This is a genomic window from Noviherbaspirillum sp. (genome assembly GCF_036563305.1).
GTDB lineage: Bacteria > Pseudomonadota > Gammaproteobacteria > Burkholderiales > Burkholderiaceae_D > Noviherbaspirillum.
On the sequence record NZ_DATCMQ010000017.1, the window covers coordinates 184,938 to 207,232 of the forward strand.

The following is a 22,295-nucleotide window of genomic DNA, read 5'->3' on the forward strand; positions in this document are numbered from 1 at the left end:
ATGAGCGCGCTGATCCTGCACCATTATCCGAATTCGCCGTTCTCGGAAAAGATCCGGCTGATCCTCGGCTACAAGCGGCTGGAGTGGGTCTCGGTGACCATCCCGGTCATCATGCCCAAGCCGGACCTGACGGCGCTGACCGGCGGCTACCGGCGCACGCCGGTGCTGCAGGTCGGCGCGGACATCTATTGCGATACCGCGCTGATTGCCGACCAGCTCGAGCGCATGGCGCCCGCGCCCTCGCTGTATCCGCCTGCGCTGGAGGGGCAGGCGCGCACGCTGGCCCAATGGGCCGACGCTACCCTGTTCTGGACCGTGATCGCCTACGTGTTCCAGCCGGCCGCCGTGCCTTACCTGCTGGGGGGCGTGTCGCCGGAACAGATGAAGGCGTTCAGCGCGGACCGGGCGGCGATGCGCGGCAATGCACCCCGCATGAGCGCAGCCGAAGGCACGGCGGCGCTGCGCGAATACCTGCGCCGGCTGGACGCCATGCTGGAAAGCGGCAGCGGATGGCTGCTCGGCAGCGAACCGACGATCGCCGACTTTTCGATCTACCACTGCATCTGGTTCGTGCAGCTGGCCACGCCGCTGGCCGCCATCCTCGACGACTACCCGCGTCTGCTTGCGTGGGCCGCGAAGATGCGCGCGTTCGGCCATCACGAGAGCCGGGCGATGCGCGGCGAAGAAGCCGTGGCCGTGGCCCGGGATGCGACGCCGGCGTCAACCGAAGGCCTGCCTTTCATCGACTTCCACGGCATCGCGCGGGACGAGCGCGTCAGCGTCACCCCGACCGACTATGCGCTCGATCCGGTGGAGGGTGAACTGGTGGCCGGCACCGCCAGCGCGCTGGCGGTGCGGCGGAACGACCCGCGCGCAGGCGACGTCCATGTGCATTTCCCGCGCATCGGCTTCCAGATGAAACGACTTTGACAAAGCCACCAACAAGGAGACAGCATGAAGAATTTCAAGGACAAGGTTGCCGTCATCACCGGCGGCGCCAGCGGCTTCGGTCGCGAGTTCGCCCTGATCGGCACCCGCCTCGGCATGAAGCTGGTGCTGGCGGACGTGCAGCAGGATGCGCTCGACAAGACCGTCGCCGAACTGCAGGGCATGGGTGCGCAGGTGATCGGCGTGCGCTGCGACGTGCGCAAGGCCGAACAGGTACAGGCGCTGGCCGATGCGACGATGGACAAGTTCGGTGCGGTGCACCTGGTGTTCAACAACGCCGGGGTCGGCAGCGGCGGCCTCATCTGGGAAAACTCGATGGCCGACTGGGAGTGGGTGCTCGGCGTTAACTTGTGGGGCGTGATCCACGGGGTCCGCATCTTCACGCCGCTGATGCTCGCGTGCGCGAAGAAGGAAGCCGGGTATGAAGGGCATATCGTCAACACGGCGTCGATGGCGGGCCTGCTGAATGCGCCCAACATGGGCGTCTACAATGTGTCCAAGCATGCGGTGGTCTCGCTCTCCGAGACCCTGTATCACGATCTGCAGCTGGTGAAGGCGCCGATCGGCGCCTCGGTCCTGTGCCCGTACTTCGTCCCCACCGGCATCCATCGCTCCGAGCGCAACCGTCCCGATGACGTCAAGGACGGCGCCGCCCCCACGGCCAGCCAGATCGCCGCCCAGGCGGTCTCCGACAAGGCGGTCACCTCCGGCAAGGTAAGCGCCACCGAAGTCGCGCAGCGCACCTTCGATGCCATCGCCAATGGCCAGTTCTACGTCTACTCGCATCCGCAAGCGCTCGGCAACGTGCAGACCCGCATGGAGGACATCGTCACCCAGCGCAACCCGACCGACCCGTTTGCCGCGGCGCCGCAGGTACGCGAGCTGCTGCAGGCCAAGCTCAACATCAAGTAAGCGAGGCCCCCATGCCAGCCACCATCGAAAGCGGACAGTACGCGGCACTCTCCAACGGTACCCGTCTGCATTACGCGAGCGCCGGGGAAAAGGGCAAGCCGCTGCTGCTGTTCGTGCACGGCTTCCCCGAGTTCTGGTACGAATGGGAGGCGCAGCTGACCGAGTTCGGCGCCGACCACTTTGCGGTCGCGCCCGACCTGCGGGGCTTCAATCTGTCGGATATGCCGGCGGATGTCGGGGCCTACAAGGCGAAGCACATCGTGGACGACCTGCGGCTCCTGGCCGCGCATCTCGGCTACGAGAAGTTCGTGCTGATCGCGCATGACTGGGGCGGGGCGGTCGCCTGGAATTTCGCGATCGCGCTGCCGCAACTGCTGCACAAGCTGGTGATCGTCAACGCGCCGCATCCCTGGCTCTTCATGAAGGCGCTGGCGGAGGATCCGGCGCAGAAGGCGGCAAGCGAGTACATGAACTGGCTGCGCGCCGAGGGATCGGAAGCGGCACTGGCGAAGGACGAGTTCCGCAAGCTGGAAGACCTGCTGACCGGCATGGGCCGCTCGCCGGCGCCGTGGTTCGCCGGCGAGGTGCGCAAGCGCTACCATGCGTGCTGGTCGCGCGGACTCACCGGCGGCGTCAATTACTATCGCGCGTCGCCGCTGCACCCGCCCACCGACGGCCATCCCGGTCCGCTGCGCCTGCAGCTCAACCCGGAGGATTTCCGGGTGCGGGTGCCGACCCGGGTCATCTGGGGCGAGAGCGACATCGCGCTGCCGAAGACGCTGCTCGACGGACTGGAAGACGTGGTGGACGACCTGCGCGTCGAACGCATTCCCGAGGGCTCGCACTGGGTGATCCACGAGCAGCCGGATCGCATCAACCGGCTTATCAGGGGCTTCCTGTCCGACTGAGCACCGGCAAGGTGCGGACGGGACGGACTGCATTCGCATTGCCGGAAACCGGCAGACCAACAACCGATACGACAAACATGGCACGCGCTGATTTTTCCTTCTTTCATTCGCTGCGGGTACGCTGGGCGGAAGTCGACATGCAGGGCATCGTCTTCAACGGCCACTACCTGACTTATTTCGACGTTGCGTTCACCGAATACTGGCGCGCCACCGAACTGCCCGGGGTGCTGCAGCAGGCCGCCGACGGGCGCGAGATGTTCGCCCGCAAGGCAACCGTCGAGTATCACGCGCCGGCGCGTTTCGACGATGTCCTCGACATCGGCGTGCGCTGCGCGGCGTTCGGCCGGTCCTCGGCGCGCTTCCTGGTCGAGGTTTTCCACGGCGAGCAGCACCTGATCTCCGGCGAGCTCGTGTACGTGTACGCCGACACCACCCTACGCAAGGGTGTGGCGTGGCCCGACGCATGGCGCGAGACGATTGCGCGTTTCGAGAAAGTGGCGCCGGAAACGGCATGAACACCACGATCAGGCTGGGCGGGTGGGACGAGCTGAAGGCCGGTGCGCAGGCAGTGCGCCACGCGGTGTTCGTGGTCGAGCAGCAGGTGCCGGTGGAGCTGGAGTGGGACGAGATGGACGCGGCCTGCCTGCATGCACTGGCATGCGACGACAGCGGTGCGCCGGTGGCGACCGGGCGGCTGCTGCCCGACGGGCACATCGGCCGCATGGCGGTGCTGCCGCATGCGCGCGGCAGCGGCATCGGCGGCGCCATCCTGGCGGCACTGATGGAGCGCGCCAGATTGCGGGGCGACCGGGAGGTACTGCTCAATGCGCAGACCAGCGCCGTGCCGTTCTATGTCCGCTTCGGTTTCGTTAGCGAGGGCGAGGAATTCATGGAGGCCGGCATCCCGCACATCGGGATGCGCCATGTATTTGCTACCTGACCAGACGCTCCTGCAGTACCGGTTCTCCGGTGGCAGGCAACCTCACCAGGCTTGAGACCCGGGTTCCGTAACCCGGCGCGTCGATGCAGACGGCCGACAGCACGCGTTCCCATTCGATGCTCACGCCAGTCTTCGGCAGGCGGCAGTCGCTGGGGCGGCTGGTGTCGCCGAGCATCTCGAAGTAGGCGTCTTCCGGCGCCCCCTGGCAGAGCAGGCTGGAAAACTGCGCCTTGCTGCGCACCAGTTTCGGCCACGGCGTGTCGAGCTGCGCATTGGAGAGCCCGTATATGCCGGGCGCCAGCGGCTTGCCGTTGCGGGCGTCCACCCCGGCGTCGCCGGCGTTCGTGTACCAGATCAGGCTATCGCGGTCCGCCACCAGCAGGTTGAAGGGATTGTAGCGGCCGGCATGCGCGGCCAGCTCGGTTACATAAGCCTCCGGGCTCGCGCGGCTGCGCAGGAAATCGGCGACGAGCGCGCCGCGGCTTTCGGCCTCGCCGCGCTTCTCCAGGGGCGCCCTGACGTTGGTGACGGCGGCAAAGCGGCCGCCGCGCGTCACGCCCAGCCAGCTGCCGCCCGCACGCAGGTCACGCCCCGCGAAGATGTCCGGGTTGTCGTCCCACCACTGTGCCGGCTGCGCCGGGCGGTCAAGGAATTCGTCGCGGTTGCCGGCCGCCAGCAGCGGAATTCCGGGAACGACCTGCCAGGCGAATACGATCAGGCACATGGGATGACATCCACAAAGATTTCGGTATGACGCGGGCCGTCGGCCAGGCGGTCCAGCCCGGCCTCGGTCACCGCGGCTTGCAGCAGGTCCGCAAAACCGGCAGGGACGTCGTGGTAGACCTCCATCCAGGTCTGCCTGCCTTCCTTCTCTTCCGGGCGGCGCTTCAATCCGGCCACGATACCATGCGCGCGCGAAAGGCGTTGCTGCATGGCCGCGGCCTTCTCCTGCAGCACGGCCGCGTTGCCGGGCAATACCCGGTAGTAGATGTAAAGGTCCACGCCTCGACTCCTTCCTGCGGTGGCGGTCATGCGCGCTGCCGGCGCTTCAGGCCGGCAGCGGATAGGGCAGTGCGGCGAAACGCAGGACGGGACCGTCGGCGGCCCCAAGATGCACCGGGCCGGCCTCGGCGGCGGCAATCTTGATTTCGACCAGGCAGTCGGCGCCACCGTCGAAGTTGGGTTCCGCGTTGACCACCATGCCGGAGGGCTGGCCGGGGTCTTCACTGGAGAACACCTCCATCCCGGCGCGCACGTCGGCGGTGTCGACCGAAGCCAGCAGCATGCGGCGCTTGAGCTTGCCGAGGTACTGGCTGCGGGCGACGATTTCCTGGCCGGGGTAGCAACCCTTCTTGAAGTTGACGCCGCCGATCAGTTCGTAATTCACCATCTGCGGCACGAACTGCTCCTGGGTCGGCTGCGTCACCTGCGGCACGCCCGCATGGATATCGGTCAGGCGCCAGACGGAAGCGGAAACCGGCGTCGCCAGCGTCACCAGTTCCGGCCACGCCGCCATCAGCGTTGCGGGCGGCACAATCCACTGGTAGCGCGGGAGGCCGGCGGCATCCGCGAGCCGGAGCAGTACGCCGGCATCGCTCTCGGTCTTTGCGTAAGGTGACGCGGGAAGCGTCGGAAACCAGCGCTTCAGGCCGTCGCCGATGGCCTCGCCGGCCAGACCGAGCGCCGCCAACTCCTCGCCGGCGTCGCGCAGCTTGACCTTGGCGCGCAGCACGTACATCTGCAGGCGCTTCTGCACCGTTGGCTGAATCGTCCGCGGCAGCTGCAGGAAAATCGTGCCCGTCGTCTTCCACATCAGGAACGAGGCCAGCATGCGGCCCTTCGGCGAGCAATAGGCGGCCAGGCGGACGTGGGATGCGTCGAGGTGCTCGACATCGTTGGTCAGCTGGTTGTGCAGGAAGGCGGGGGCGTCGTCGCCGTCGGCGGCCATCAGGCCGAGGTCGGTCAGCGGCGCCACCAGGTTGCGCGGCAGGGCCGCGACCGGGGCATTGCCGAACCCGCCGATGCCGGACGGCTCGTTCTCGTCAAACCGGGCGCCGTTTTGCGCCAGGAACTGCAACCATGCATTTGTCGATTCTGTCATACGCTCAGGAATTATCGGTTTCGCCAGTATCATTCCGGCTTTTGATTATAGTGACGTCTTGAAAACGCGTCCGGCGACCGCTCCGGCCTCGCCGACATACACCGCAGGGTATCCACTTGTTCAAGAAACTGTTTCTTGCCATCGTCGCGTTCGCGCTGCTGGCATCCGCCCTGGTCGCCTACTGGGCGCATCGCCCCATCCTCGCGCCGGGGCAGGCGCCGGTCGCCTTCGCCATCGAACCCGGCAGCAGCGTGCGCAGCAGCACCCGCCAGGTATCGGCCGCCGGCGTGCCGGTCAACCCGTGGCTGCTCGAGCTGGTGGCGCGGCTGAGCGGCAAGGCAACACGCCTGAAAGCCGGGAATTATGAACTAAAGCCCGGCAGCTCGCCGATGGCCCTGGTCGACCAGCTGGTGCGCGGCGAATTCGCGCAGGAGGCGCTGGCGGTCATCGAGGGCTGGACCTTTCGCCAGATGCGGGCGGCGGTGGCCGCCCACCCGGCGCTGAAGCACGATACCGTCCACCTGAGCGACAAGGAACTGCTGGCGAAGGTGGCGCCGGGGCGCGAGGCGGCGGAAGGCCTGTTCTTCCCCGACACCTATCTGTTCGCCAAGGGGTCGAGCGACCTGCAGATCTACCGGCAGGCCTATGCACTGATGCAGAAGCGACTCGACGAAGCGTGGCGCCGCCGCCAGCCGGACCTGCCGTACAAGAATCCGTACGAGGCGTTGGTGATGGCGTCGATCATCGAGAAGGAGACCGGCCAGAAGTCGGAGCGCCGGATGATCGCGGCGGTGTTTGTCAACCGGCTCAAGCGCGGCATGCTGCTGCAGACCGACCCGACCGTGATCTACGGCATGGGCGAGCGCTTCCAGGGCAACATCCGCAAGCGCGACCTGCTGACGGACACGCCGTACAACACCTACACCCGCCCGGGCCTGCCGCCAACGCCGATTGCGCTGCCCGGGGCGGAGTCGCTCGAAGCAGCCATGGCGCCGGCGCCGATCGAGGCGCTGTATTTCGTCGCCCGCGGCAACGGCACCAGCGAGTTCTCCAACAACCTGGCGGACCACAACCGCGCGGTCGACAAATACCAGCGATGAGGCTGCGGACAAGCGGCCCAAAACAGCGATAATGCCGGGTGCAAACGACAACGACGCACCCATGACACTTGGCAAATTCATCACTTTCGAAGGCATAGACGGCGCCGGCAAGTCCACCCACCTGGCATTCGTCGCCGAGCTGCTGCGGGCCGCCGGCAAGACCGTGGTCCTTACGCGCGAGCCGGGCGGTACGCCGCTCGGCGAAAAACTGCGCACGCTGCTGCTGCACGAAGCCATGGACCTCGAGACCGAGGCGCTGCTGATGTTCGCCGCGCGCCGGGAGCACCTGGCGCAGGTGATCGAGCCGGCGCTCGCGCGCGGCGACTGGGTGATCTCCGACCGTTTCACCGATGCCACCTTCGCCTACCAGGGCGGCGGCCGCAAGCTGCCGTTCGAGCGGCTGGAAGTGCTCGAGCAGTGGGTCCATCCGCATCGGCAGCCCGACCTGACGCTGCTGTTCGACGTGCCGCTGGATGTGGCGCGCGCGCGGCTCGACGCCACCCGTGAGCTGGACCGCTTCGAACGCGAGAAGGCGGTCTTCTTCGAGGACACCCGCCAGGGCTACCTGCGCCGTGCCGCGCAGTTCCCGCAGCGTTTCCGCCGCATCGACTCCACCCGCAGCATCGAGGCCATCCAGGCGGAGCTGCGCGACCTCGTCGGTGCGCTGTGAGCACGGATCGGGAGCATCCATGACCTCACCGCTCTTTCCCTGGCAGGCCGATGCGTGGCAGCAGCTCCGGCAGCTGCGCGAACGGCTGCCCCACGCCATCCTGTTCCACGGTCCGCAGGGCATCGGCAAGACCGCTTTTGCCGAGACCTTCGCCCAGTCGCTCCTGTGCCAGTCGCCGACGGCCGAGTGCCTGCCGTGCGGGCGCTGCGACGCCTGCGGCTGGTTCAGCCAGTACAGTCACCCGGACTACCGCCGGATCCGTCCCGAGCTGCTCGACGAGGAAGAGGCGGCGGAGAGCGCGGAAGCCGCAGAGGCCGGCGTCGCGCCCGAGAGCAAAAAGGCCGGCAAGGCCAAGCCTTCGAAGGAAATCAAGATCGACCAGGTGCGCGCGCTGGCCGATTTCATGAGCATATCCACTCACCGCCAGGGAATGCGGGTGGTGCTGCTTTATCCGGCAGAGGCGCTCAATACCGCTGCCGCCAACGCGCTGCTGAAGACGCTGGAGGAACCGCCGCCGGCGACCATGTTCCTGCTGGTGTCCAACAGCCTCGACCGCCTGCTGCCGACCATCCTGTCGCGTTGCCGCAAGTTCGCCCTGGCGCTGCCGGCGCCGCAGCAGGCGCTGGCCTGGCTGCAGGAGCAGGATGTGACCGATGCCGATGCCTGGCTGGCGGAGCAGGGCGGGGCGCCGATCGCGGCCCGGGAGATGGCGCAGACCGAGGTGCGGGAGCACCTGGACGCCTTCCTGCAGCAGCTCGCGCGGCCGGGCGTGGAAGCCGCGCTGAAGACTGCCGAGAAGCTGCAAAAGGCGCCGGTGCCCGACCTGGTCGCCTGGCTGCAGCGCTGGCTCTACGACATGTTTTCGTTCAAGCTTTCCGGCAGAATCCGGTATTATCCCCGCTACCGGAAGGAGCTGGCCGCGCTCAGCGAGCGCGCCGACGTCGCTGGCCTGCTGCGCGCGCTGAAGGCGGTGCAGGAAAGGCGGGCGGTGGCGGACCATCCGCTTGCGGCAAAGCTCTTCATCGAAGACATGTTGCTCGAATATTCATCCTTGTTTGCGTAGGACTCCCATGGCCGAAACCCCCCAGGTACCGTCCGCGACCGCCACTGCCGCCGGCGCAGCCGTCGCGCGTCCTTCGGTGCTGTCGCTGCCGATCAAGGAGAAGGCGGCGCTCTATGCGGCCTACATGCCTTTCCTCACCAACGGCGGCATTTTTGTCCCGACCAGCAAGTCGTACAAGATCGGCGACGAGATCTACCTGATCCTGACGCTGCTGGACGACCCGACCAAGTACCCCATCGCCGGCAAGGTCGCGTGGATCACGCCGCCTGCCGCCAACAACAACAAGGCACAGGGCATCGGCGTGCACTTCTCGGCCGACGAGGGCGGGGTGCGCGTGCGCGCCCGCATCGAGGAATTGCTGGGCGCCGCGCTGCGCTCGTCGCGCGCCACCCACACGCTGTAACCGACCTGCCGGCATAACCACAACAACCAAGCCTATCCGTTCTTCCATGTCATACACGCATCGCCTCGCCGTTCCCGCCGATCTTCCCGCCATCGTCGCCATCTACAACAGCACCGTCGCCTCCCGCGAAGTGACCGCCGATACCGAACCGGTCAGCGTCGAGTCCCGGCACGCCTGGTTCGCGGAGCACACGCCCGAGAGGCGGCCGTTGTGGGTGGCCGAACAGGATGGGGAGGTGGTCGGCTGGCTGTCCTACTCGAACTTCTACGGGCGCCCCGCGTACTCGGGAACGGCGGAGCTGTCGATCTACATCCGGGAAGACCAGCGCGGCAAGGGCCTGGGCCGCTACTTCCTGACCGAAGCGATCGCCTTCGCCCCAAGCATCGGCGTGCATACGCTGCTGGGTTTCATCTTCGGCCACAACAAACCCAGCCTGGCGCTGTTCGCCAAGTTCGGTTTCGAGCGTTGGGCGCACATGCCGCGCGTGGCCACCCTTGACGGGATCGAGCGGGACCTCGACATTCTCGGCAAGCGGGTCGCCTGATCGTCGTTCCGCGCATCCTCGGTTGGAATAGTTGTCATCCGGAAACATTTCCCGGTATAGTGACGCTCCCCGCAACCGAAAAGTGAATGAACGATGTTGAGACGTGCAATAGCAATCGCCGGCTGCTCCGCCGCCCTTCTCATGTCCTCGATGGCCGCCGCCGCGGATGTCGGCACCGCCGAGGAAGCAAGCGCCATGGTCAGGAAGGCAGTCGCCTTCCTCAAGGCCAACGGCAAGGAAAAGACCCTGGCCGAAGTCTCGAACGCGAAGGGCCAGTTCGTCGACCGCGACCTTTACATCTCGGTGTACGACATGAACGGCACCGTGCTGGCCCACGGCACGAATCCGAGGTTGATCGGCAAGGATGTCACCGCGCTGAAGGATGCCGACGGCAAGGAATTCATCAAGGAGATCCTGTCCAAGGCGAAGGCCGGCGGCAAGGGCAATGCGGACTACAAGTGGCCCAACCCCGTGAGCAAGGAAATCCAGGCCAAGACGGTCTATTTCGAAAAGGCCGACGACCTCGTGTTCTCCAGCGGCTACTACAAGTAGTCGGGCGCGGCGGGACCCGTTTTCCCGGCCATGCGATGACCCGCTCCGGCGGGTCTTTCCTTTTGGCGCGGGCGCAAGCGGAATGGGGGCAGGCGGAGGGATAGCGGCGCGCCGGCGCCTGCCGTTCGTGACCGGGCGTCGTAAAATACCGGCATGTATATCGATTCCCATTGCCACATCAACTTTCCGGAGCTGGCCGAGCGCCTGCCCGACATCCTCGGAAAGATGGCCGACAACAAGGTGACGCATGCGCTGTGCGTCTCGGTCAACCTGCCTGAATTCCCGCAAGTGCTCGCCCTCGCCGAACAGCATGCGAATGTCTACGCCTCCGTTGGCGTCCACCCGGATTACGAGGACACGCCCGAGCCGGACGTCGAGCAGCTGTGCCGGCTGGCCGAACATCCGAAAATCGTTGCCATCGGCGAAACCGGCCTCGACTACTACCGGCTGGAAGGGGACCTGGAGTGGCAGCGGGAGCGCTTCCGCACCCACATCCGCGCCTCCCGCGCCTGCGGCAAGCCGCTGATCATCCACACCCGGTCCGCCTCTGACGACACCCTGCGCATCATGCGCGAGGAAGGCGCCGGCACCACTGCGGGCGGGGCCGGCGGCGTCATGCATTGCTTCACCGAGTCGCTGGAGGTGGCACGGGCCGCCATGGACATGGGCTTCTTCATCTCGTTCTCGGGCATCGTCACCTTCAAGAGCGCGAAGGAGCTGCAGGCGGTTGCGCAGGAGGTGCCGCTGGAAAACATGCTGATCGAAACCGACTCGCCTTACCTGGCGCCGGTGCCGCACCGGGGCAAGACCAACGAGCCGGGTTTCGTCTGCCACGTGGCGGAGTACATCGCGAAGCTGAAGAACCTGCCGGTCGAGCAGGTCGCACAACAGACCAGCGCCAATTTCTTCAAACTCTTCAAGGGTGCCGCCGCGTGATGCGAACATCCACCGCCGTTGCAACGTGCTCCCGCCCGCAAGCGGGACGCCGTCGCCAGCTGCAAAGGCTGGCCGGCCTGCCCCTGCTGGCGCTGCTGCCGGCCGCCGCCATGGCCGACGCCTACGTCGATTATTTCCGCGCCATCCGGATCGATGACGGCCCGGCCGTGAAGAAGCTGCTGCAGCGCGGTTTCGACCCGAACACCATCGAGGAATCAAGAGGCGATACCGGCATGATCATGGCCTTGCGGGAAGAGGCGATGGATGTGTTCCGCGTCCTGCTGGCGGCGCCGGGCACCGACCTCGAAGCGAAGGCGTTCAACGGCGACACCGCACTGATGATCGCCTGCTTCAAGGGAAACCTGCCCGCGGTGCAGGCACTGCTGGAGAAGGGCGCCGAGGTCAACCGGCCCGGCTGGACGCCGCTGCACTATGCGGCCTACTCCGGCAACAACGACATCGTCAGGCTGCTGCTGGACAAGTCCGCCTACATCGATGCCGAGTCGCCGAACAAGACCACGCCGATGATGATGGCCGCAATGGCCGGGAAGATCTACACCGTCAAGCTGCTGCTCGACGAGGGCGCGGATGCGACCCTGAGGAACGCGCTCGGGATGAATGCGATCGACTTCGCCGTCAAGCACGATCATCCCGATATTGCCGAGGGGCTGACCCACCGGTTGCGCAAGGCAGGGAAACTCTAGTTCCGCGCGCGGAAAGGCGACAAGCCGCCTAGGCGAGCAGGGGCAGGCGCAGGAGCACTTCCAGTCCGCCCTCCGGCTGGTTGCGAAGACGGATGTCGCCGCCGTGCTGCTCGGCGATGTTGCGGGCGATCGTCAGTCCCAGCCCGGTCCCGCCGGTGTGGCGCGAGCGCGAGCTTTCGACCCGGTAGAAGGGCTCGAAGACCCGTTCGAATTCCTGCTCCGGTATGCCCGGGCCGGCATCGCGGATCCGAATCACCGCTTTCCCGTCCTCGCGGGCGACACGCACATCTGCCCGCTGCCCGTACTTCGCCGCGTTGTCGATCAGGTTGCCGATGCAGCGCCGCAGCGCCATCGGCCTGGCCATCAGCGCGCCATGCGTCTTGCCGCTGGACGTGACCTCCTGGCCGGCATCGACGGCGTCGTCGCAGACGCTGTCCACCAGCGAATCGAGATCCATCCGCTGCATGTTCTCGCTGCTCTCCATGCTGCGCACGAGGTCCAGACCCTCGCGCACCATGCTCTGCATCGCGGTGACATCGCCGGCGAGCTTGTCCTTGAGCTGTGGATCGTCGATTTTTTCCAGCCGCAGCCGCATGCGGGTCAGCGGCGTCTGCAGGTCGTGGGTGATGGCGGCAAGAATATGGGCGCGCTGCCGCATGTGCTGGCGTACGCGCGCCTGCATTGCGTTGAAGGCGGCAGCGGCCTGCCGGATTTCGAGCGCTCCCTTTTCCGGCAATGGCGCCCGTTCGATATTGTTGCCGAGTTCCGTGGCGGCGCGCGCGAGGTTCTGCAGCGGGCGCATCGTCATCCGTGCGACGAATGCGGCGACCACGCCCAGGCCGGCAAGGAACAGCAGGACATAGTTGAAGTCGATGCGCGGCGCCAGCGGCGGTGGCCGCGGAGGCAATACCGACAGCCTCAGCCGGCTGCCGTCGGCAAGCGAGACCAGCAGCGCCTCGCAGCGTCCGACACGCTCCGCATGGTGCTTGATGCCGCCGGCGCCGGCTGGCGGCAGGCAGTCGCCCTGGCGCGCGGCGGTGGAGGCGATCCGGTATTCGGCCGGCAGGCGCGCATGAAGCAGGCCGGCCAGGCGGGTACGTTCGCCCAGCGCCGGTGTGTCCCCGGCCACGATCTCGCCCTGCATCCCGAGGCCGGCTGCCGCACTGAGGTAGGGCGCGCGCAACTTCGGCGGCACCGTTTCCAGTGTCTGCACGAACTGGGCAACGCGTTCCACGGCGTTGTAGTCGCGGAATTGCCCGATCATGCGCTGGCGTTCCCCGAGGGCCAGTCCGAGGGTCAGGACGACGGTGACCAGCACACCCGCGAAAAGCAGCACGAACACCCGCGTGCTCATGGATTGCAGCAGTGATTTCATTCCCTGGTCACCGGGGTGGCAAGCACATAACCTTCATTGCGCACGGTCTTGATGATCTGCGGCGAGCGCGCATCCTCGCCCAGCTTCTGCCGCAGGCGGCTGATCTGCAGGTCGATCGAACGGTCGAACGGATCGGCGTCCCGTCCCTGGGTCAGGTTCAGCAGCTGATCGCGATTGAGCACCCGGTTCGCGTGTTCGACGAAGATCTTCAGCAACCGGAACTCGGCGCCGGACAAGGCAACCACGACGCCGGCCGGGCTGACCAGGTGGCGGGCGGTGAAATCCATGGTCCACCCGGCGAAACGCACCAGCCGGTCGGCGGGTTCCTCCAGCTTCGGCGGCAGCGAATGGGTACGGCGAAGGACGCTGCGGATGCGGGCGTACAGCTCGCGCGGTTCGAAGGGTTTCGGCACGTAGTCGTCGGCGCCCATCTCCAGGCCAAGGATGCGGTCCACCGGCTCGCCGCGCGCGGTCAGCATGATCACTGGCAGGCTGGAGCGGGCACGCAGGGTACGGCACAGTGTCAGGCCGTCTTCGCCTGGCAGGTTGAGGTCGAGCACGATCAGGTCGATCCGCACCTGATCAAGCACTTTCCACATGCCGGCGCCGTCCGGCGCGGTGGAAGTGCGGTAGCCGTTCTTCTCGAGGTACTCGGCCAGTAGCGAGCTGATGTCGCGGTCGTCGTCGACGATGAGGATGTGTGCGGGGGTGTCCATGGAAGGCATTATGGCGATTGGCAGGCGGAAGAATTTTGCGAATTGTAGCGCGCCGTTTCCACGGTGCCAGTCGATACAAAAGGATACAAGCGGGACCGGCCGCCGCTACCGGAAGCTACAACCGGCCTGCCGCCGGACAAGGGGCGGATACAAAGCAACGGCACTATGTGAACCGTGCCAGGGCGGCACACCTGAACAATCACCGACGCAAAGGAAGCATGATGAAGAAACTACGCAAAAGCATGATCGCAGGCCTGGTGGCACTGACCCTCGGTGCGGGCTCGCTGGCTGCCCATGCGCAGAAGGATGGCACCGGGGCCGGCAGCGGCCGCCACGGTCATGCGGCCCAGGGAGAGCAGAAGCGCTCGCCGGAACAGATGCTGGAGCACAGGAAGGCGCGGTTCGACAAGCGCCAGGCGCAACTGCACGACAAGCTCAAGCTCGACGCCAGGCAGGAAGCGGCCTGGAATTCCTATCTCAACGTGATCCGTCCCGCCACCCCGCCGGCGCGGCTCGACCGGGCCACGTTGGACAAGCTTCCGGCGCCGGAACGGATGCAGAAGATGCTTGAGCGCATGCAGGACCGGGAAAAGCGGTTGGCCCTCCACATTGCCGCCACCCGGGAGTTCTATGCAACGCTGAGCCCCGAGCAGCAGAAGGTCTTCGACGCCGAGTTCGCGCGCGGCATGGGACGGCACGGCGGCCGGGGCCACCATGCGCACCATGGCGGCAACGGCCATGATGGCCACCATGGTCATCATCGACGGCACCATGGCGCCGAGCGCGCCGCGAGCTGATATCGTGAGGGCCGCTTGCTGCTAGTGCAGCTTGATGCGCGGATTGCGCGCCCAGTTGATGGTCTCGGCCCAGGTGCCCAGCCACGTGCGGAACCAGCCGTTGACCACGATCTGGTGGTGCTTGTGCAGCCACCAGTACATCCACTTCGCGAGCTGGCCCTCGACGAACACGGAGCCGCGGGCAATTGCTCCCATCAGGCTGCCGACGGTACTGTAGTTGCCCAGTGAAACCAGGGACCCACGGTCCCGGTAGGTGAACTCGAGCAGCGGCTTCCCGTTGAGCATGCGGGCGAGGGACTTTGCCAGCGTATCGGCCTCCTGGTGCGCGGACTGCGCCCGCGGCGGCACCGGCGGCATTCCTTCGCCCTGGGGTATCGCCGCGCAGTCGCCGATCGCGAAGATGGACGGGTCCCGCGTGGTCTGCATGGTCTTGTGTACCACGAGCTGGTTGATCCGGTTGGTCTCCAGCCCGTCGATCTCCTTCAGGAACTCCGGCACCTTGATGCCGGCTGCCCAGACCACGATGCCGCTCTCGATGAACTTGCCGTCGGCCATGCGCACGCCCTCGCGCGACACCTCCACCACACGCGCATTCTTGTGGATCTCGATATCGAGCTGTCCGAGTTCGTGCTCCACCGCGCTCGACAGCTTCTCGGGCAGTGCCTGCAGCAGGCGCGGCGAGGCATCGACCACCACGATCTTGATGTCCTTCTCCGGGTCGAAATTGGCCAGGCCGTAGCTGGACACGATCTTGGCCGTCATGTGCAGCTCCGCCGACAGCTCGACCCCGGTTGCGCCGCCGCCGATGATGGTGACGGTAAAACGGCCTTCGCCCGGTGCGCGCGCCTTCGCCTGTGCACGCAGGCACGCGTTCACCAGGCGTTCGTGGAAGCGTTCGGCGGCCTCGGGGGAGTCGAGCATGATGCTGTGCTCGTGCACGCCGGGCGTGCCGAAATCATTGGTCTGGCTGCCGAGCGCCAGCACCAGCGTGTCATAGGGCACCGACTGGCGCGGCAGTACCTCCTCGCCCTGTTCGTCGTACATCGCCGCCAGCTCGACCTCCTTGCGTGCCCTGTTGAGCCCGTCCATGCGGCCCAGGCGGAATTGGAAGTGATGACGGCGCGCCAGCGCGAGATACTCCATCTCGTCCTCATGGCTGTCCAGCGTGCCGGCCGCGACCTGGTGCAACAGCGGTTTCCAGAGGTGGGTACGCGCCGCGTCGACCAGGGTGATGACGGCCTTGCCGCGTTTGCCGAGCTTCCTGCCCAGCTTGACTGCCAGCTCAAGTCCCCCCGCACCGCCGCCAACGATGGTAATCCGGTGCGGTGTCGCACCTGTAGCTTGATTCAATCCGTCCTCCTGTGGAAATGGCGATTTCGCATCGCGTGCTATCGAAACGACAAGTTAGGCTGGTGATAATTCCCTCCCTTGCAGCGGATGGGCACAGGCGGTGACGTTTTGTCGACCTTGGTCAAGTCTGACAGACTTGACTGAGGTCAAACAAATTGCATTTCCGCTTTGCTACATTCCGTCCTCCATCAAGCCAGGAGGACTGCAGTGCAAACCCCATTCAAACCGCTGATCGTCAAGGGCAAGTCCCTGCTTCCGATAGTCCAGGGCGGCATGGGGGTCGGCGTTTCCGCGCACAGGCTGGCGGGGAGCGTGGCGGCGCTCGGCGGCATCGGCACCATTTCCAGCGTGGACCTGCGCCGGCACCATCCGGACCTCATGGCGCAGACCGGAAAATCGCGCGACAAGGCGCTGATCGACGCCGCCAACCTGGTCGCGCTCGACCGCGAGATCAGGGCGGCGCGCCAGCTTGCGGCGGGAAGGGGCATGCTGGCCGCCAACGTGATGCGGGCGGTCGAGCAGTACGCGCCGTACGTGCGCCAGGCATGCGAGAGCGGCATCGACGCAGTCGTGGTGGGCGCCGGCCTGCCGCTGGACCTGCCTGACCTGACGGCGGACCATCCGCATGTCGCGCTCATACCGATCCTGTCGGACGTGCGGGGCATCGCCCTGATCCTGAAAAAGTGGATGCGCAAGCAGCGCCTGCCGGATGCCATCGTCATCGAGAACCCGCGCTACGCCGCCGGCCACCTCGGCGCCCCCAGGCTGGAGGACGTCGACCAGCCGCAATACGCGTTTCCGACGGTGCTGGAGGGCGCCCGGGCATTGTTCCGGGAGCTTGGCATCGCTCCCATTCCGCTGATCGCCGCCGGCGGGGTGCACAGCCACGAACAGGTGCGCGCGCTGCTCGGGATGGGCGCGGATGCGGTCCAGCTGGGCACCGCGTTCGCCGTGACCCGGGAAGGTGACGCGCACGACAGCTTCAAGAAGGTGCTGGCCGAGGCGAAACCGGAGGACATCGTCACCTTCATGAGCGTGGCAGGGCTGCCCGCGCGCGCGGTGCGTACGCCGTGGCTGGAGAACTACCTGGGCAAGGAAGCGAAGCTGCAGGGGAAGGCGGGGCCGAAGCCGTGCACCGTGGGTTTCGATTGCCTGCAGCAATGCGGCCTGCGCGACGGCCTCGGAAAGGCCGGCCAGTTCTGCATCGATACGCGGCTGGCCTTTGCACTCGAAGGCGACGTCAAGCGCGGCCTGTTCTTCCGCGGCTCTGAGCCGCTGCCGTTCGGCAGCGAGATTCGTCCGGTGAAAACGCTTGTCGAATTGCTCCTGTGCGGCCCCCGGGACCCCGCGTCCGCAGCCTGATCCCCGGCGGCGATGGCATTCCGGCAGCTGCTCCGCGCGGCACGACCCGGGCATTTTTGACCTGGATCAAGGTTGCGATTCCGCCCCGAAACGTACACTGCAGCCCGTCCAAGTGCGTCCCGTGTGGGCCGCCAGCAGGAGTCCGATATGACAATGGCCGCAGCCGCCAACACCGCCAATACCGACGTGCAGTTCGACGCAGCGCTGATCCGCCGGCTCAGCCTGCACGGACCGCGCTACACCTCATACCCGACCGCCGACCGTTTCAGCGACGCCTTCCGGCCCGGCGACTACCTGCATGCGGTGAGCACTGCCCGCGCGATGGGCGGACGCAAGCCGGTATCGCTGTACGTGCACATCCCGTTCTGCGACCGGCTCTGCTATTACTGCGCCTGCAACAAGATCATCACGAAGAACCGCAGCAAGGCCGAGGTGTACCTCGGCTATCTGAAGCGCGAAATCGACATGCAGGGCAGGCTGTTCGACGGCATGAACATGGTCGAGCAGCTGCACTTCGGCGGCGGTACGCCGACCTATCTCGACCATGCGCAGATGGACGACCTGCTTGCGCACCTGCGCAAGTGGTTTCGGTTTGCGGATGACGCCGCCGGCGAGTACTCGATCGAGATCGATCCCCGCACGGTCACGCCGGAGCGCGTGCATGCGCTGCGCGCGCAGGGTTTCAACCGGCTCAGCCTCGGCGTGCAGGATTTCGATCCGGATGTGCAGAAAGCCGTCAACCGGGTGCAGCCTGAAGCGCAGACGCTGGCGGTGATGCAGGCTGCGCGCGACGCCGGCTTCCGTTCCGTCAGCATCGACCTGATCTACGGGCTGCCGAAGCAGAATCCCGCCACCATGGCGCAGACGCTGGCCAGGGTCGTCGCCGCCGACCCCGACCGCATATCCATCTACAACTACGCGCACATGCCGGCCCTGTTCAAGGCACAACGCCGCATCGCGGAAGCGGACCTGCCGGATGCGGAAACCAGGCTCGACATGCTGTCGCTCTGCATCCGTACGCTGGCGGCCGCAGGCTACGTGTATATCGGCATGGACCATTTCGCCAAGCCCGGCGACGAACTCAGCGTCGCCCAGAGGCAGGGGCGGCTGCACCGGAATTTCCAGGGCTATTCGACCCACGCCGATGCGGAGATGGTGTCGGTCGGCGTGTCGGCGATCAGCGCCGTCGGCGCGACCTACAGCCAGAACGAGAAGACGCTGGAGGCGTACTACGAGCGCATCGAGCAGGGCGAGCTGCCGATCGCGCGCGGCAGCAAGCTCGACGTCGACGACCTCCTGCGCCGCATCATCATCCAGCAGCTGATGTGCAATTTCGCGCTGTCCATCCGTTCGCTGGAACTTGCCTATCCAATCAGCTTCGGCGCGTACTTCGCGAACGAGTTGAAAAAACTGCAGGCGCTGCAGGCCGACGGCCTCCTGTCGATCGACGACGAATGGCTCGCCGTGACGCCGAAAGGGCGCCTCCTCATCCGCAACATCTGCATGGTCTTCGACCGCTACATCGGCCGGCCGCGCGAGGATGCGGCGCAGCGAGTGCGCTTCTCGAGGACCATCTGACGCGCGCGCGCACCCCCGCATCGCGGCCGATCACCCACCGGATCCTCCATTGACCGACCTTCACCTAGTTTCCGTATTCATCATCGGCCTGCTCGGCGGCGTGCATTGCGTCGGCATGTGCGGCGGCATCGTGGGCGCTTTCTCGGTGGCCTCCGGCAGGCGCGTGATCCCGGTGTCCGCAGGAACGGCGGCGTTCCCGCGCGCCACCGTGGCGGACGACCTGCTGCGCGTGGCCGCCTACAACGCGGGGCGGCTGGCCAGCTACGCGGTCGCGGGCGCGATCGCCGGCGGTATCGCGCAGGGCGCGCGGACGCTGTCCTTCCTGTCGCCGGTGCAGGCCGGGGGCTACTGGCTGGCCAACCTCATGCTGGTGGCGCTCGGGCTATACCTGATGAACGCCTGGAACGGCCTTGCCCGGCTGGAAGGTGCCGGACAGCTGCTCTGGCGCCGGGTGCAGCCCCTGATGAAGCGCCTGTTGCCGGTAGACGGGCCGGGCAAGGCATTCGCGCTCGGCGGGCTGTGGGGCTGGGTGCCGTGCGGCATGGTGTACAGCGTGCTGCTGAGCGCAATGATGACCGGTTCGGCGGCTTCCGGCGCAATGGTGATGCTGGCCTTCGGCGCCGGCACGCTCCCGCTGCTGCTGACCATGGGCATGCTCGGCAGCCGCCTGCAGGCGTGGAGCCGCAAGCGCGGACTGCGCATGGCAGCCGGCCTGCTCGTGCTCTGCTTCGGGCTGCTCGGTCTGTCGCGCGCCGCCGGCGGCATCTCCCATGGCTGGCTGGACGCCTTGTGCCTGACACCGCCAGCCGTCCATGCGCAAGGAGCACGTTGATGCATCCCGAGACCTGTTTTCACTGCGGGCTGCCGGTGGCGGCGGATGCGCGCTGGACGGTGCCGATCGCCGGCACCCCGCGTGCAATGTGCTGCCCGGGCTGCGCCGCCGTCGCGCAGACGATCGTCGACAACGGTTTGTCCGACTACTACCTGCACCGCGAAGGCTATGCCGGCACTGGAGGCGGTATCGACGCGGTACCGGCCGAGCTCCGGCTGTACGACACCGCCGACGTGCTGGCCCAGTATGCCGGGCCGGGCGCGGCCGGCGCCGACGAGGCCGAGGTCGGGTTTTCCATCGAGGGCATCCGCTGCGCCGCCTGCGTCTGGCTGATCGAGCGGCGGGTAGCGCGCGTGGACGGCGTGCGTGCGGTGAACCTGAACGTCGCGACCGGGCGCCTCAAGGTGCGTTGGACGCAGTCGCTCTGCAAGCCGAGCGACATCCTGATCGCGCTGCGCGAGGTCGGCTATGCCGCCTATCCGTTCGACGCCGCGCGCCACGGTGCGCAATTGCGACGGGAGGAAAAGACGCTGTTCCGCCGGGTCTTCATCGCCGGCCTCTCGATGATGCAGGTGATGATGTATGCCGTGCCCGTCTACCTGGCGACCGACGGCACGATGGATGCCGACATGGAAACGCTGATGGAGTGGGCCAGCCTGCTGCTGACGCTGCCGGCGGTCTGCTATTCGGCGCTGCCGTTCTTCCGCGGCGCCTGGGCCGGCCTCCGTGCCCGCGTGCTCGGCATGGACGTGCCGGTCGCGATCGGCATCGCTGCCGCCTTCGCCGGCAGCGTCTTCGCCACGCTGTCCGGCAGCGGCGAGGTCTACTACGACTCGGTGACCATGTTCGTCTTCCTGCTGTTGTGCACCCGCTACCTGGAGCTGCTCGCGCGCCGGCGCGCCGTCTCGGCGCTGGAGCGCCTGCAGCATGCGCTTCCGGCCTCCGCCGTGCGCATGGCCGGCTATCCGGCCGACCGCGGCGCCGTGGTCGTGCCGGCCTCTCAACTTGCCGAAGGCGACATCCTGCTGGTCAAGCCCGGCGAAGCGGTCGCCGCCGACTGCGCGATCGTCGAGGGCGAAACCGAGATCGATCTGTCGCTGCTGACCGGCGAAAGCCAGCCGCAGCCGCGCGCGTGCGGCGACATGCTGGCGGGCGGCGCGGTCAACATTTCGCAGGCGGTCGTCGCGCGCGTCGTGCGGCCGGCGACGCAAAGCACGCTTTCGGCCCTGCTGAAGCTGGTCGAGCGGGCCGGACAGGCCAAGCCGCAGCTCTCGCTGTGGGCGGACAAGGTCGCCGCCTGGTTCGTCGTTGCATTGCTGCTGTTCGCGGCGGTCGTGTTCGCCGGCTGGCAGTGGATTGACCCGGCGCGCGCGTGGGCGATCGCCATCGCCGTGCTGGTGGTGTCCTGTCCATGCGCGCTGTCGCTGGCGACGCCAAGCGCGCTCGCGGCGGCGACCGACAGGCTGTTGCGGCAGGGGGTGCTGGTGGTGCAGCCGCACGTGCTGGAGACGCTCCACCGCACCACACATGTCGTATTCGACAAGACCGGGACGCTGACCAGCGGCCACCCCGTGTTGCGCAACGTCGCGCTGTTCGGCGACGAGGGCCGGGACTGGTGCCTGCGGGCGGCAGGCGCACTGGAGGCGGGCAGCGCCCATCCGCTGGCACGGGCGCTGCGCGAAGCCGCCGGCGACGCCGGTCCGGCCGCGGCGGCGTGCGAGGTACGACAGGTCGCCGGGCAGGGTCTGGAAGGCGTGTATGCGGGACGCAGCATCCGGCTCGGATCGCCGTCCTTCGTCGCCGACATCGCCGCCACACCGCCCCCGGACGGCGGTGACGACGGCATGACCTCCGTATGGCTCGGCACACCGGGCTGCTGGCTGGCGCGCTTCGATCTGGCCGACGCGGTGCGCCCGGACGCGCGCGAGGTGGTTGCGCATTTCAAGGCATGCAACAAGCAGGTGATCCTGCTCAGCGGCGACCAGCAGGGCACGGCCCGGCGCGTCGCCGACGAACTGGGGATACCGGTGGCCCTGGGCGGCCGGCTTCCACACGAGAAGCTGGCCTACGTGCAGCAGCTGCAGGCGGAGGGCGCCGTGGTCGCGATGGTCGGCGACGGCATCAACGATGCCGCCGTGCTGCGCGCAGCCGACGTCTCATTTGCCATGGGCGGCGGTGCGGCGCTGGCGCAGTCGCATGCGGACACCGTGCTGCTGTCTAGCAGGCTGGGCCCGGTTGCCGACGCGGCGCGGGCGGCAACGCAGGCGATGGCGGTGATCCGGCAGAACCTCGCATGGGCGACCCTGTACAACCTGGTCGCCATTCCGGCGGCGGCGTTCGGCCTGCTCAATCCCTGGCTGTCGGGCATCGGCATGTCGCTCAGTTCCGAGGTGGTGGTCGCCAATGCACTCCGCCTGCAGCGCATGCCCCGTGCGTCGCACAGGGCATCGGCGCCGGAGGAGCCGGGCGGCGCGGCCGCCGTTGCAGGGCAGGGCGCATAAGGG

General features: G+C 67.0%; 24 protein-coding genes. 18 read left to right on the forward strand and 6 right to left on the reverse strand.

The features are described 5' to 3' along the window. The 5 genes from VIM12_RS20530 to VIM12_RS20550 all read left to right on the forward strand — a co-directional run bounded on the left by VIM12_RS20530 (window position 1) and on the right by VIM12_RS20550 (window position 3,708). Window positions 1–930, forward strand: coding sequence for a glutathione S-transferase family protein (locus VIM12_RS20530; protein ID WP_331944240.1), 930 nt, complete (start codon window positions 1–3; stop codon window positions 928–930). A 24-nt stretch (window positions 931–954) separates the two neighbouring features. Further along, complete coding sequence (locus tag VIM12_RS20535; protein ID WP_331944242.1) at window positions 955–1,860, forward strand: SDR family oxidoreductase; 906 nt, start codon at window positions 955–957, stop codon at window positions 1,858–1,860. A gap of 11 nt (window positions 1,861–1,871) precedes the next feature. Continuing rightward, window positions 1,872–2,768 carry an alpha/beta hydrolase gene (locus VIM12_RS20540; RefSeq protein WP_331944244.1) on the forward strand — a complete coding sequence of 299 codons (897 nt, stop codon included), beginning with the start codon at window positions 1,872–1,874 and terminating at the stop codon, window positions 2,766–2,768. A 77-nt stretch (window positions 2,769–2,845) separates the two neighbouring features. Further along, on the forward strand, window positions 2,846–3,283 hold the full coding sequence (locus VIM12_RS20545) for a thioesterase family protein (RefSeq protein WP_331944246.1): 438 nt from the start codon (window positions 2,846–2,848) through the stop codon (window positions 3,281–3,283). Then, window positions 3,280–3,708 (forward strand): GNAT family N-acetyltransferase, encoded by a 429-nt coding sequence (locus tag VIM12_RS20550; RefSeq protein WP_331944248.1) that lies wholly within the window; start codon window positions 3,280–3,282, stop codon window positions 3,706–3,708. Before VIM12_RS20545 ends, VIM12_RS20550 begins: the two co-directional genes overlap by 4 nt. Here VIM12_RS20550 and VIM12_RS20555 read toward each other — a convergent pair. Genes VIM12_RS20555 through VIM12_RS20565 form a run of 3 tightly spaced genes read right to left on the reverse strand, consistent with a single transcriptional unit; the run spans window position 3,701 to window position 5,809 of the window. Beyond that, complete coding sequence (locus VIM12_RS20555) at window positions 3,701–4,432, reverse strand: NRDE family protein (protein ID WP_331944250.1); 732 nt, start codon at window positions 4,430–4,432, stop codon at window positions 3,701–3,703. The genes VIM12_RS20550 and VIM12_RS20555 overlap by 8 nt on opposite strands. Then, on the reverse strand, window positions 4,423–4,710 hold the full coding sequence (locus VIM12_RS20560) for a DUF4936 family protein (RefSeq protein ID WP_331944252.1): 288 nt from the start codon (window positions 4,708–4,710) through the stop codon (window positions 4,423–4,425). Before VIM12_RS20560 ends, VIM12_RS20555 begins: the two co-directional genes overlap by 10 nt. Before the next feature lie 46 nt (window positions 4,711–4,756). Next, window positions 4,757–5,809, reverse strand: coding sequence for a folate-binding protein (locus tag VIM12_RS20565; protein WP_331944254.1), 1,053 nt, complete (start codon window positions 5,807–5,809; stop codon window positions 4,757–4,759). 110 nt (window positions 5,810–5,919) lie between these two features. Between VIM12_RS20565 and mltG the strand changes: the two genes are divergently transcribed. From mltG to VIM12_RS20605, 8 genes are all read left to right on the forward strand, one after another. After that, window positions 5,920–6,909: an endolytic transglycosylase MltG gene (gene mltG / locus VIM12_RS20570; protein ID WP_414691818.1), complete on the forward strand. Its 990-nt coding sequence runs from the start codon at window positions 5,920–5,922 to the stop codon at window positions 6,907–6,909. A gap of 61 nt (window positions 6,910–6,970) precedes the next feature. Next, complete coding sequence (gene tmk / locus VIM12_RS20575; RefSeq protein ID WP_331944258.1) at window positions 6,971–7,579, forward strand: dTMP kinase; 609 nt, start codon at window positions 6,971–6,973, stop codon at window positions 7,577–7,579. 19 nt (window positions 7,580–7,598) lie between these two features. After that, on the forward strand, window positions 7,599–8,642 hold the full coding sequence (locus VIM12_RS20580; protein ID WP_331944260.1) for a DNA polymerase III subunit delta': 1,044 nt from the start codon (window positions 7,599–7,601) through the stop codon (window positions 8,640–8,642). A gap of 7 nt (window positions 8,643–8,649) precedes the next feature. Further along, window positions 8,650–9,045: a PilZ domain-containing protein gene (locus VIM12_RS20585; RefSeq protein ID WP_331944262.1), complete on the forward strand. Its 396-nt coding sequence runs from the start codon at window positions 8,650–8,652 to the stop codon at window positions 9,043–9,045. 46 nt (window positions 9,046–9,091) lie between these two features. Next, window positions 9,092–9,589 (forward strand): N-acetyltransferase family protein, encoded by a 498-nt coding sequence (locus tag VIM12_RS20590; RefSeq protein ID WP_331944264.1) that lies wholly within the window; start codon window positions 9,092–9,094, stop codon window positions 9,587–9,589. Window positions 9,590–9,730: 141 nt separating this feature from the next. Beyond that, a complete protein-coding gene (locus tag VIM12_RS20595; protein WP_331944266.1) occupies window positions 9,731–10,141 on the forward strand; it encodes a cache domain-containing protein in 411 nt (136 codons plus the stop codon). Window positions 10,142–10,294: 153 nt separating this feature from the next. After that, window positions 10,295–11,077, forward strand: a complete 783-nt coding sequence (locus VIM12_RS20600) for a TatD family hydrolase (protein WP_331944268.1) — start codon at window positions 10,295–10,297, stop codon at window positions 11,075–11,077. Further along, complete coding sequence (locus tag VIM12_RS20605; RefSeq protein WP_331944270.1) at window positions 11,077–11,781, forward strand: ankyrin repeat domain-containing protein; 705 nt, start codon at window positions 11,077–11,079, stop codon at window positions 11,779–11,781. The genes VIM12_RS20600 and VIM12_RS20605 overlap by 1 nt, the downstream gene beginning before the upstream one ends. 28 nt (window positions 11,782–11,809) lie before the next feature. Here VIM12_RS20605 and VIM12_RS20610 read toward each other — a convergent pair whose 3' ends face one another. Continuing rightward, on the reverse strand, window positions 11,810–13,156 hold the full coding sequence (locus tag VIM12_RS20610) for a sensor histidine kinase (protein WP_331944272.1): 1,347 nt from the start codon (window positions 13,154–13,156) through the stop codon (window positions 11,810–11,812). Further along, complete coding sequence (locus VIM12_RS20615) at window positions 13,153–13,872, reverse strand: response regulator transcription factor (protein WP_331944274.1); 720 nt, start codon at window positions 13,870–13,872, stop codon at window positions 13,153–13,155. Before VIM12_RS20615 ends, VIM12_RS20610 begins: the two co-directional genes overlap by 4 nt. 218 nt (window positions 13,873–14,090) lie before the next feature. On the opposite strand from VIM12_RS20615, the gene VIM12_RS20620 reads away from it, so the two are divergent. Then, window positions 14,091–14,669 carry a Spy/CpxP family protein refolding chaperone gene (locus tag VIM12_RS20620; protein ID WP_331944276.1) on the forward strand — a complete coding sequence of 193 codons (579 nt, stop codon included), beginning with the start codon at window positions 14,091–14,093 and terminating at the stop codon, window positions 14,667–14,669. Between the two features lie 21 nt (window positions 14,670–14,690). On the opposite strand, the gene VIM12_RS20625 is transcribed toward VIM12_RS20620, so the two are convergent. Further along, window positions 14,691–16,019, reverse strand: coding sequence for an NAD(P)/FAD-dependent oxidoreductase (locus VIM12_RS20625; RefSeq protein ID WP_331944282.1), 1,329 nt, complete (start codon window positions 16,017–16,019; stop codon window positions 14,691–14,693). A 207-nt stretch (window positions 16,020–16,226) separates the two neighbouring features. Between VIM12_RS20625 and VIM12_RS20630 the strand changes: the two genes are divergently transcribed. From VIM12_RS20630 to VIM12_RS20645, 4 genes are all read left to right on the forward strand, one after another. Beyond that, complete coding sequence (locus VIM12_RS20630) at window positions 16,227–17,381, forward strand: nitronate monooxygenase family protein (RefSeq protein WP_331944287.1); 1,155 nt, start codon at window positions 16,227–16,229, stop codon at window positions 17,379–17,381. A 147-nt stretch (window positions 17,382–17,528) separates the two neighbouring features. Continuing rightward, window positions 17,529–18,959, forward strand: coding sequence for an oxygen-independent coproporphyrinogen III oxidase (hemN, locus tag VIM12_RS20635; protein ID WP_331944289.1), 1,431 nt, complete (start codon window positions 17,529–17,531; stop codon window positions 18,957–18,959). Between the two features lie 49 nt (window positions 18,960–19,008). Further along, on the forward strand, window positions 19,009–19,791 hold the full coding sequence (locus tag VIM12_RS20640) for a sulfite exporter TauE/SafE family protein (protein ID WP_331944291.1): 783 nt from the start codon (window positions 19,009–19,011) through the stop codon (window positions 19,789–19,791). Next, on the forward strand, window positions 19,791–22,292 hold the full coding sequence (locus VIM12_RS20645; RefSeq protein WP_331944293.1) for a heavy metal translocating P-type ATPase: 2,502 nt from the start codon (window positions 19,791–19,793) through the stop codon (window positions 22,290–22,292). Before VIM12_RS20640 ends, VIM12_RS20645 begins: the two co-directional genes overlap by 1 nt. The last annotated feature ends 3 nt before the right edge of the window (window positions 22,293–22,295 follow it).

Coding starts and splice junctions, on each gene's coding strand:
- VIM12_RS20530 (WP_331944240.1), top strand. CDS start 1: ATGAGCGCGCTGATCCTGCACCATTATCCGAATTCGCCGTTCTCGGAA.
- VIM12_RS20535 (WP_331944242.1), top strand. CDS start 955: ATGAAGAATTTCAAGGACAAGGTTGCCGTCATCACCGGCGGCGCCAGC.
- VIM12_RS20540 (WP_331944244.1), top strand. CDS start 1,872: ATGCCAGCCACCATCGAAAGCGGACAGTACGCGGCACTCTCCAACGGT.
- VIM12_RS20545 (WP_331944246.1), top strand. CDS start 2,846: ATGGCACGCGCTGATTTTTCCTTCTTTCATTCGCTGCGGGTACGCTGG.
- VIM12_RS20550 (WP_331944248.1), top strand. CDS start 3,280: ATGAACACCACGATCAGGCTGGGCGGGTGGGACGAGCTGAAGGCCGGT.
- VIM12_RS20555 (WP_331944250.1), bottom strand. CDS start 4,432: ATGTGCCTGATCGTATTCGCCTGGCAGGTCGTTCCCGGAATTCCGCTG.
- VIM12_RS20565 (WP_331944254.1), bottom strand. CDS start 5,809: ATGACAGAATCGACAAATGCATGGTTGCAGTTCCTGGCGCAAAACGGC.
- tmk (WP_331944258.1), top strand. CDS start 6,971: ATGACACTTGGCAAATTCATCACTTTCGAAGGCATAGACGGCGCCGGC.
- VIM12_RS20580 (WP_331944260.1), top strand. CDS start 7,599: ATGACCTCACCGCTCTTTCCCTGGCAGGCCGATGCGTGGCAGCAGCTC.
- VIM12_RS20585 (WP_331944262.1), top strand. CDS start 8,650: ATGGCCGAAACCCCCCAGGTACCGTCCGCGACCGCCACTGCCGCCGGC.
- VIM12_RS20590 (WP_331944264.1), top strand. CDS start 9,092: ATGTCATACACGCATCGCCTCGCCGTTCCCGCCGATCTTCCCGCCATC.
- VIM12_RS20595 (WP_331944266.1), top strand. CDS start 9,731: ATGTCCTCGATGGCCGCCGCCGCGGATGTCGGCACCGCCGAGGAAGCA.
- VIM12_RS20600 (WP_331944268.1), top strand. CDS start 10,295: ATGTATATCGATTCCCATTGCCACATCAACTTTCCGGAGCTGGCCGAG.
- VIM12_RS20605 (WP_331944270.1), top strand. CDS start 11,077: ATGCGAACATCCACCGCCGTTGCAACGTGCTCCCGCCCGCAAGCGGGA.
- VIM12_RS20610 (WP_331944272.1), bottom strand. CDS start 13,156: ATGAAATCACTGCTGCAATCCATGAGCACGCGGGTGTTCGTGCTGCTT.
- VIM12_RS20615 (WP_331944274.1), bottom strand. CDS start 13,872: ATGGACACCCCCGCACACATCCTCATCGTCGACGACGACCGCGACATC.
- VIM12_RS20620 (WP_331944276.1), top strand. CDS start 14,091: ATGATGAAGAAACTACGCAAAAGCATGATCGCAGGCCTGGTGGCACTG.
- hemN (WP_331944289.1), top strand. CDS start 17,529: ATGACAATGGCCGCAGCCGCCAACACCGCCAATACCGACGTGCAGTTC.
- VIM12_RS20645 (WP_331944293.1), top strand. CDS start 19,791: ATGCATCCCGAGACCTGTTTTCACTGCGGGCTGCCGGTGGCGGCGGAT.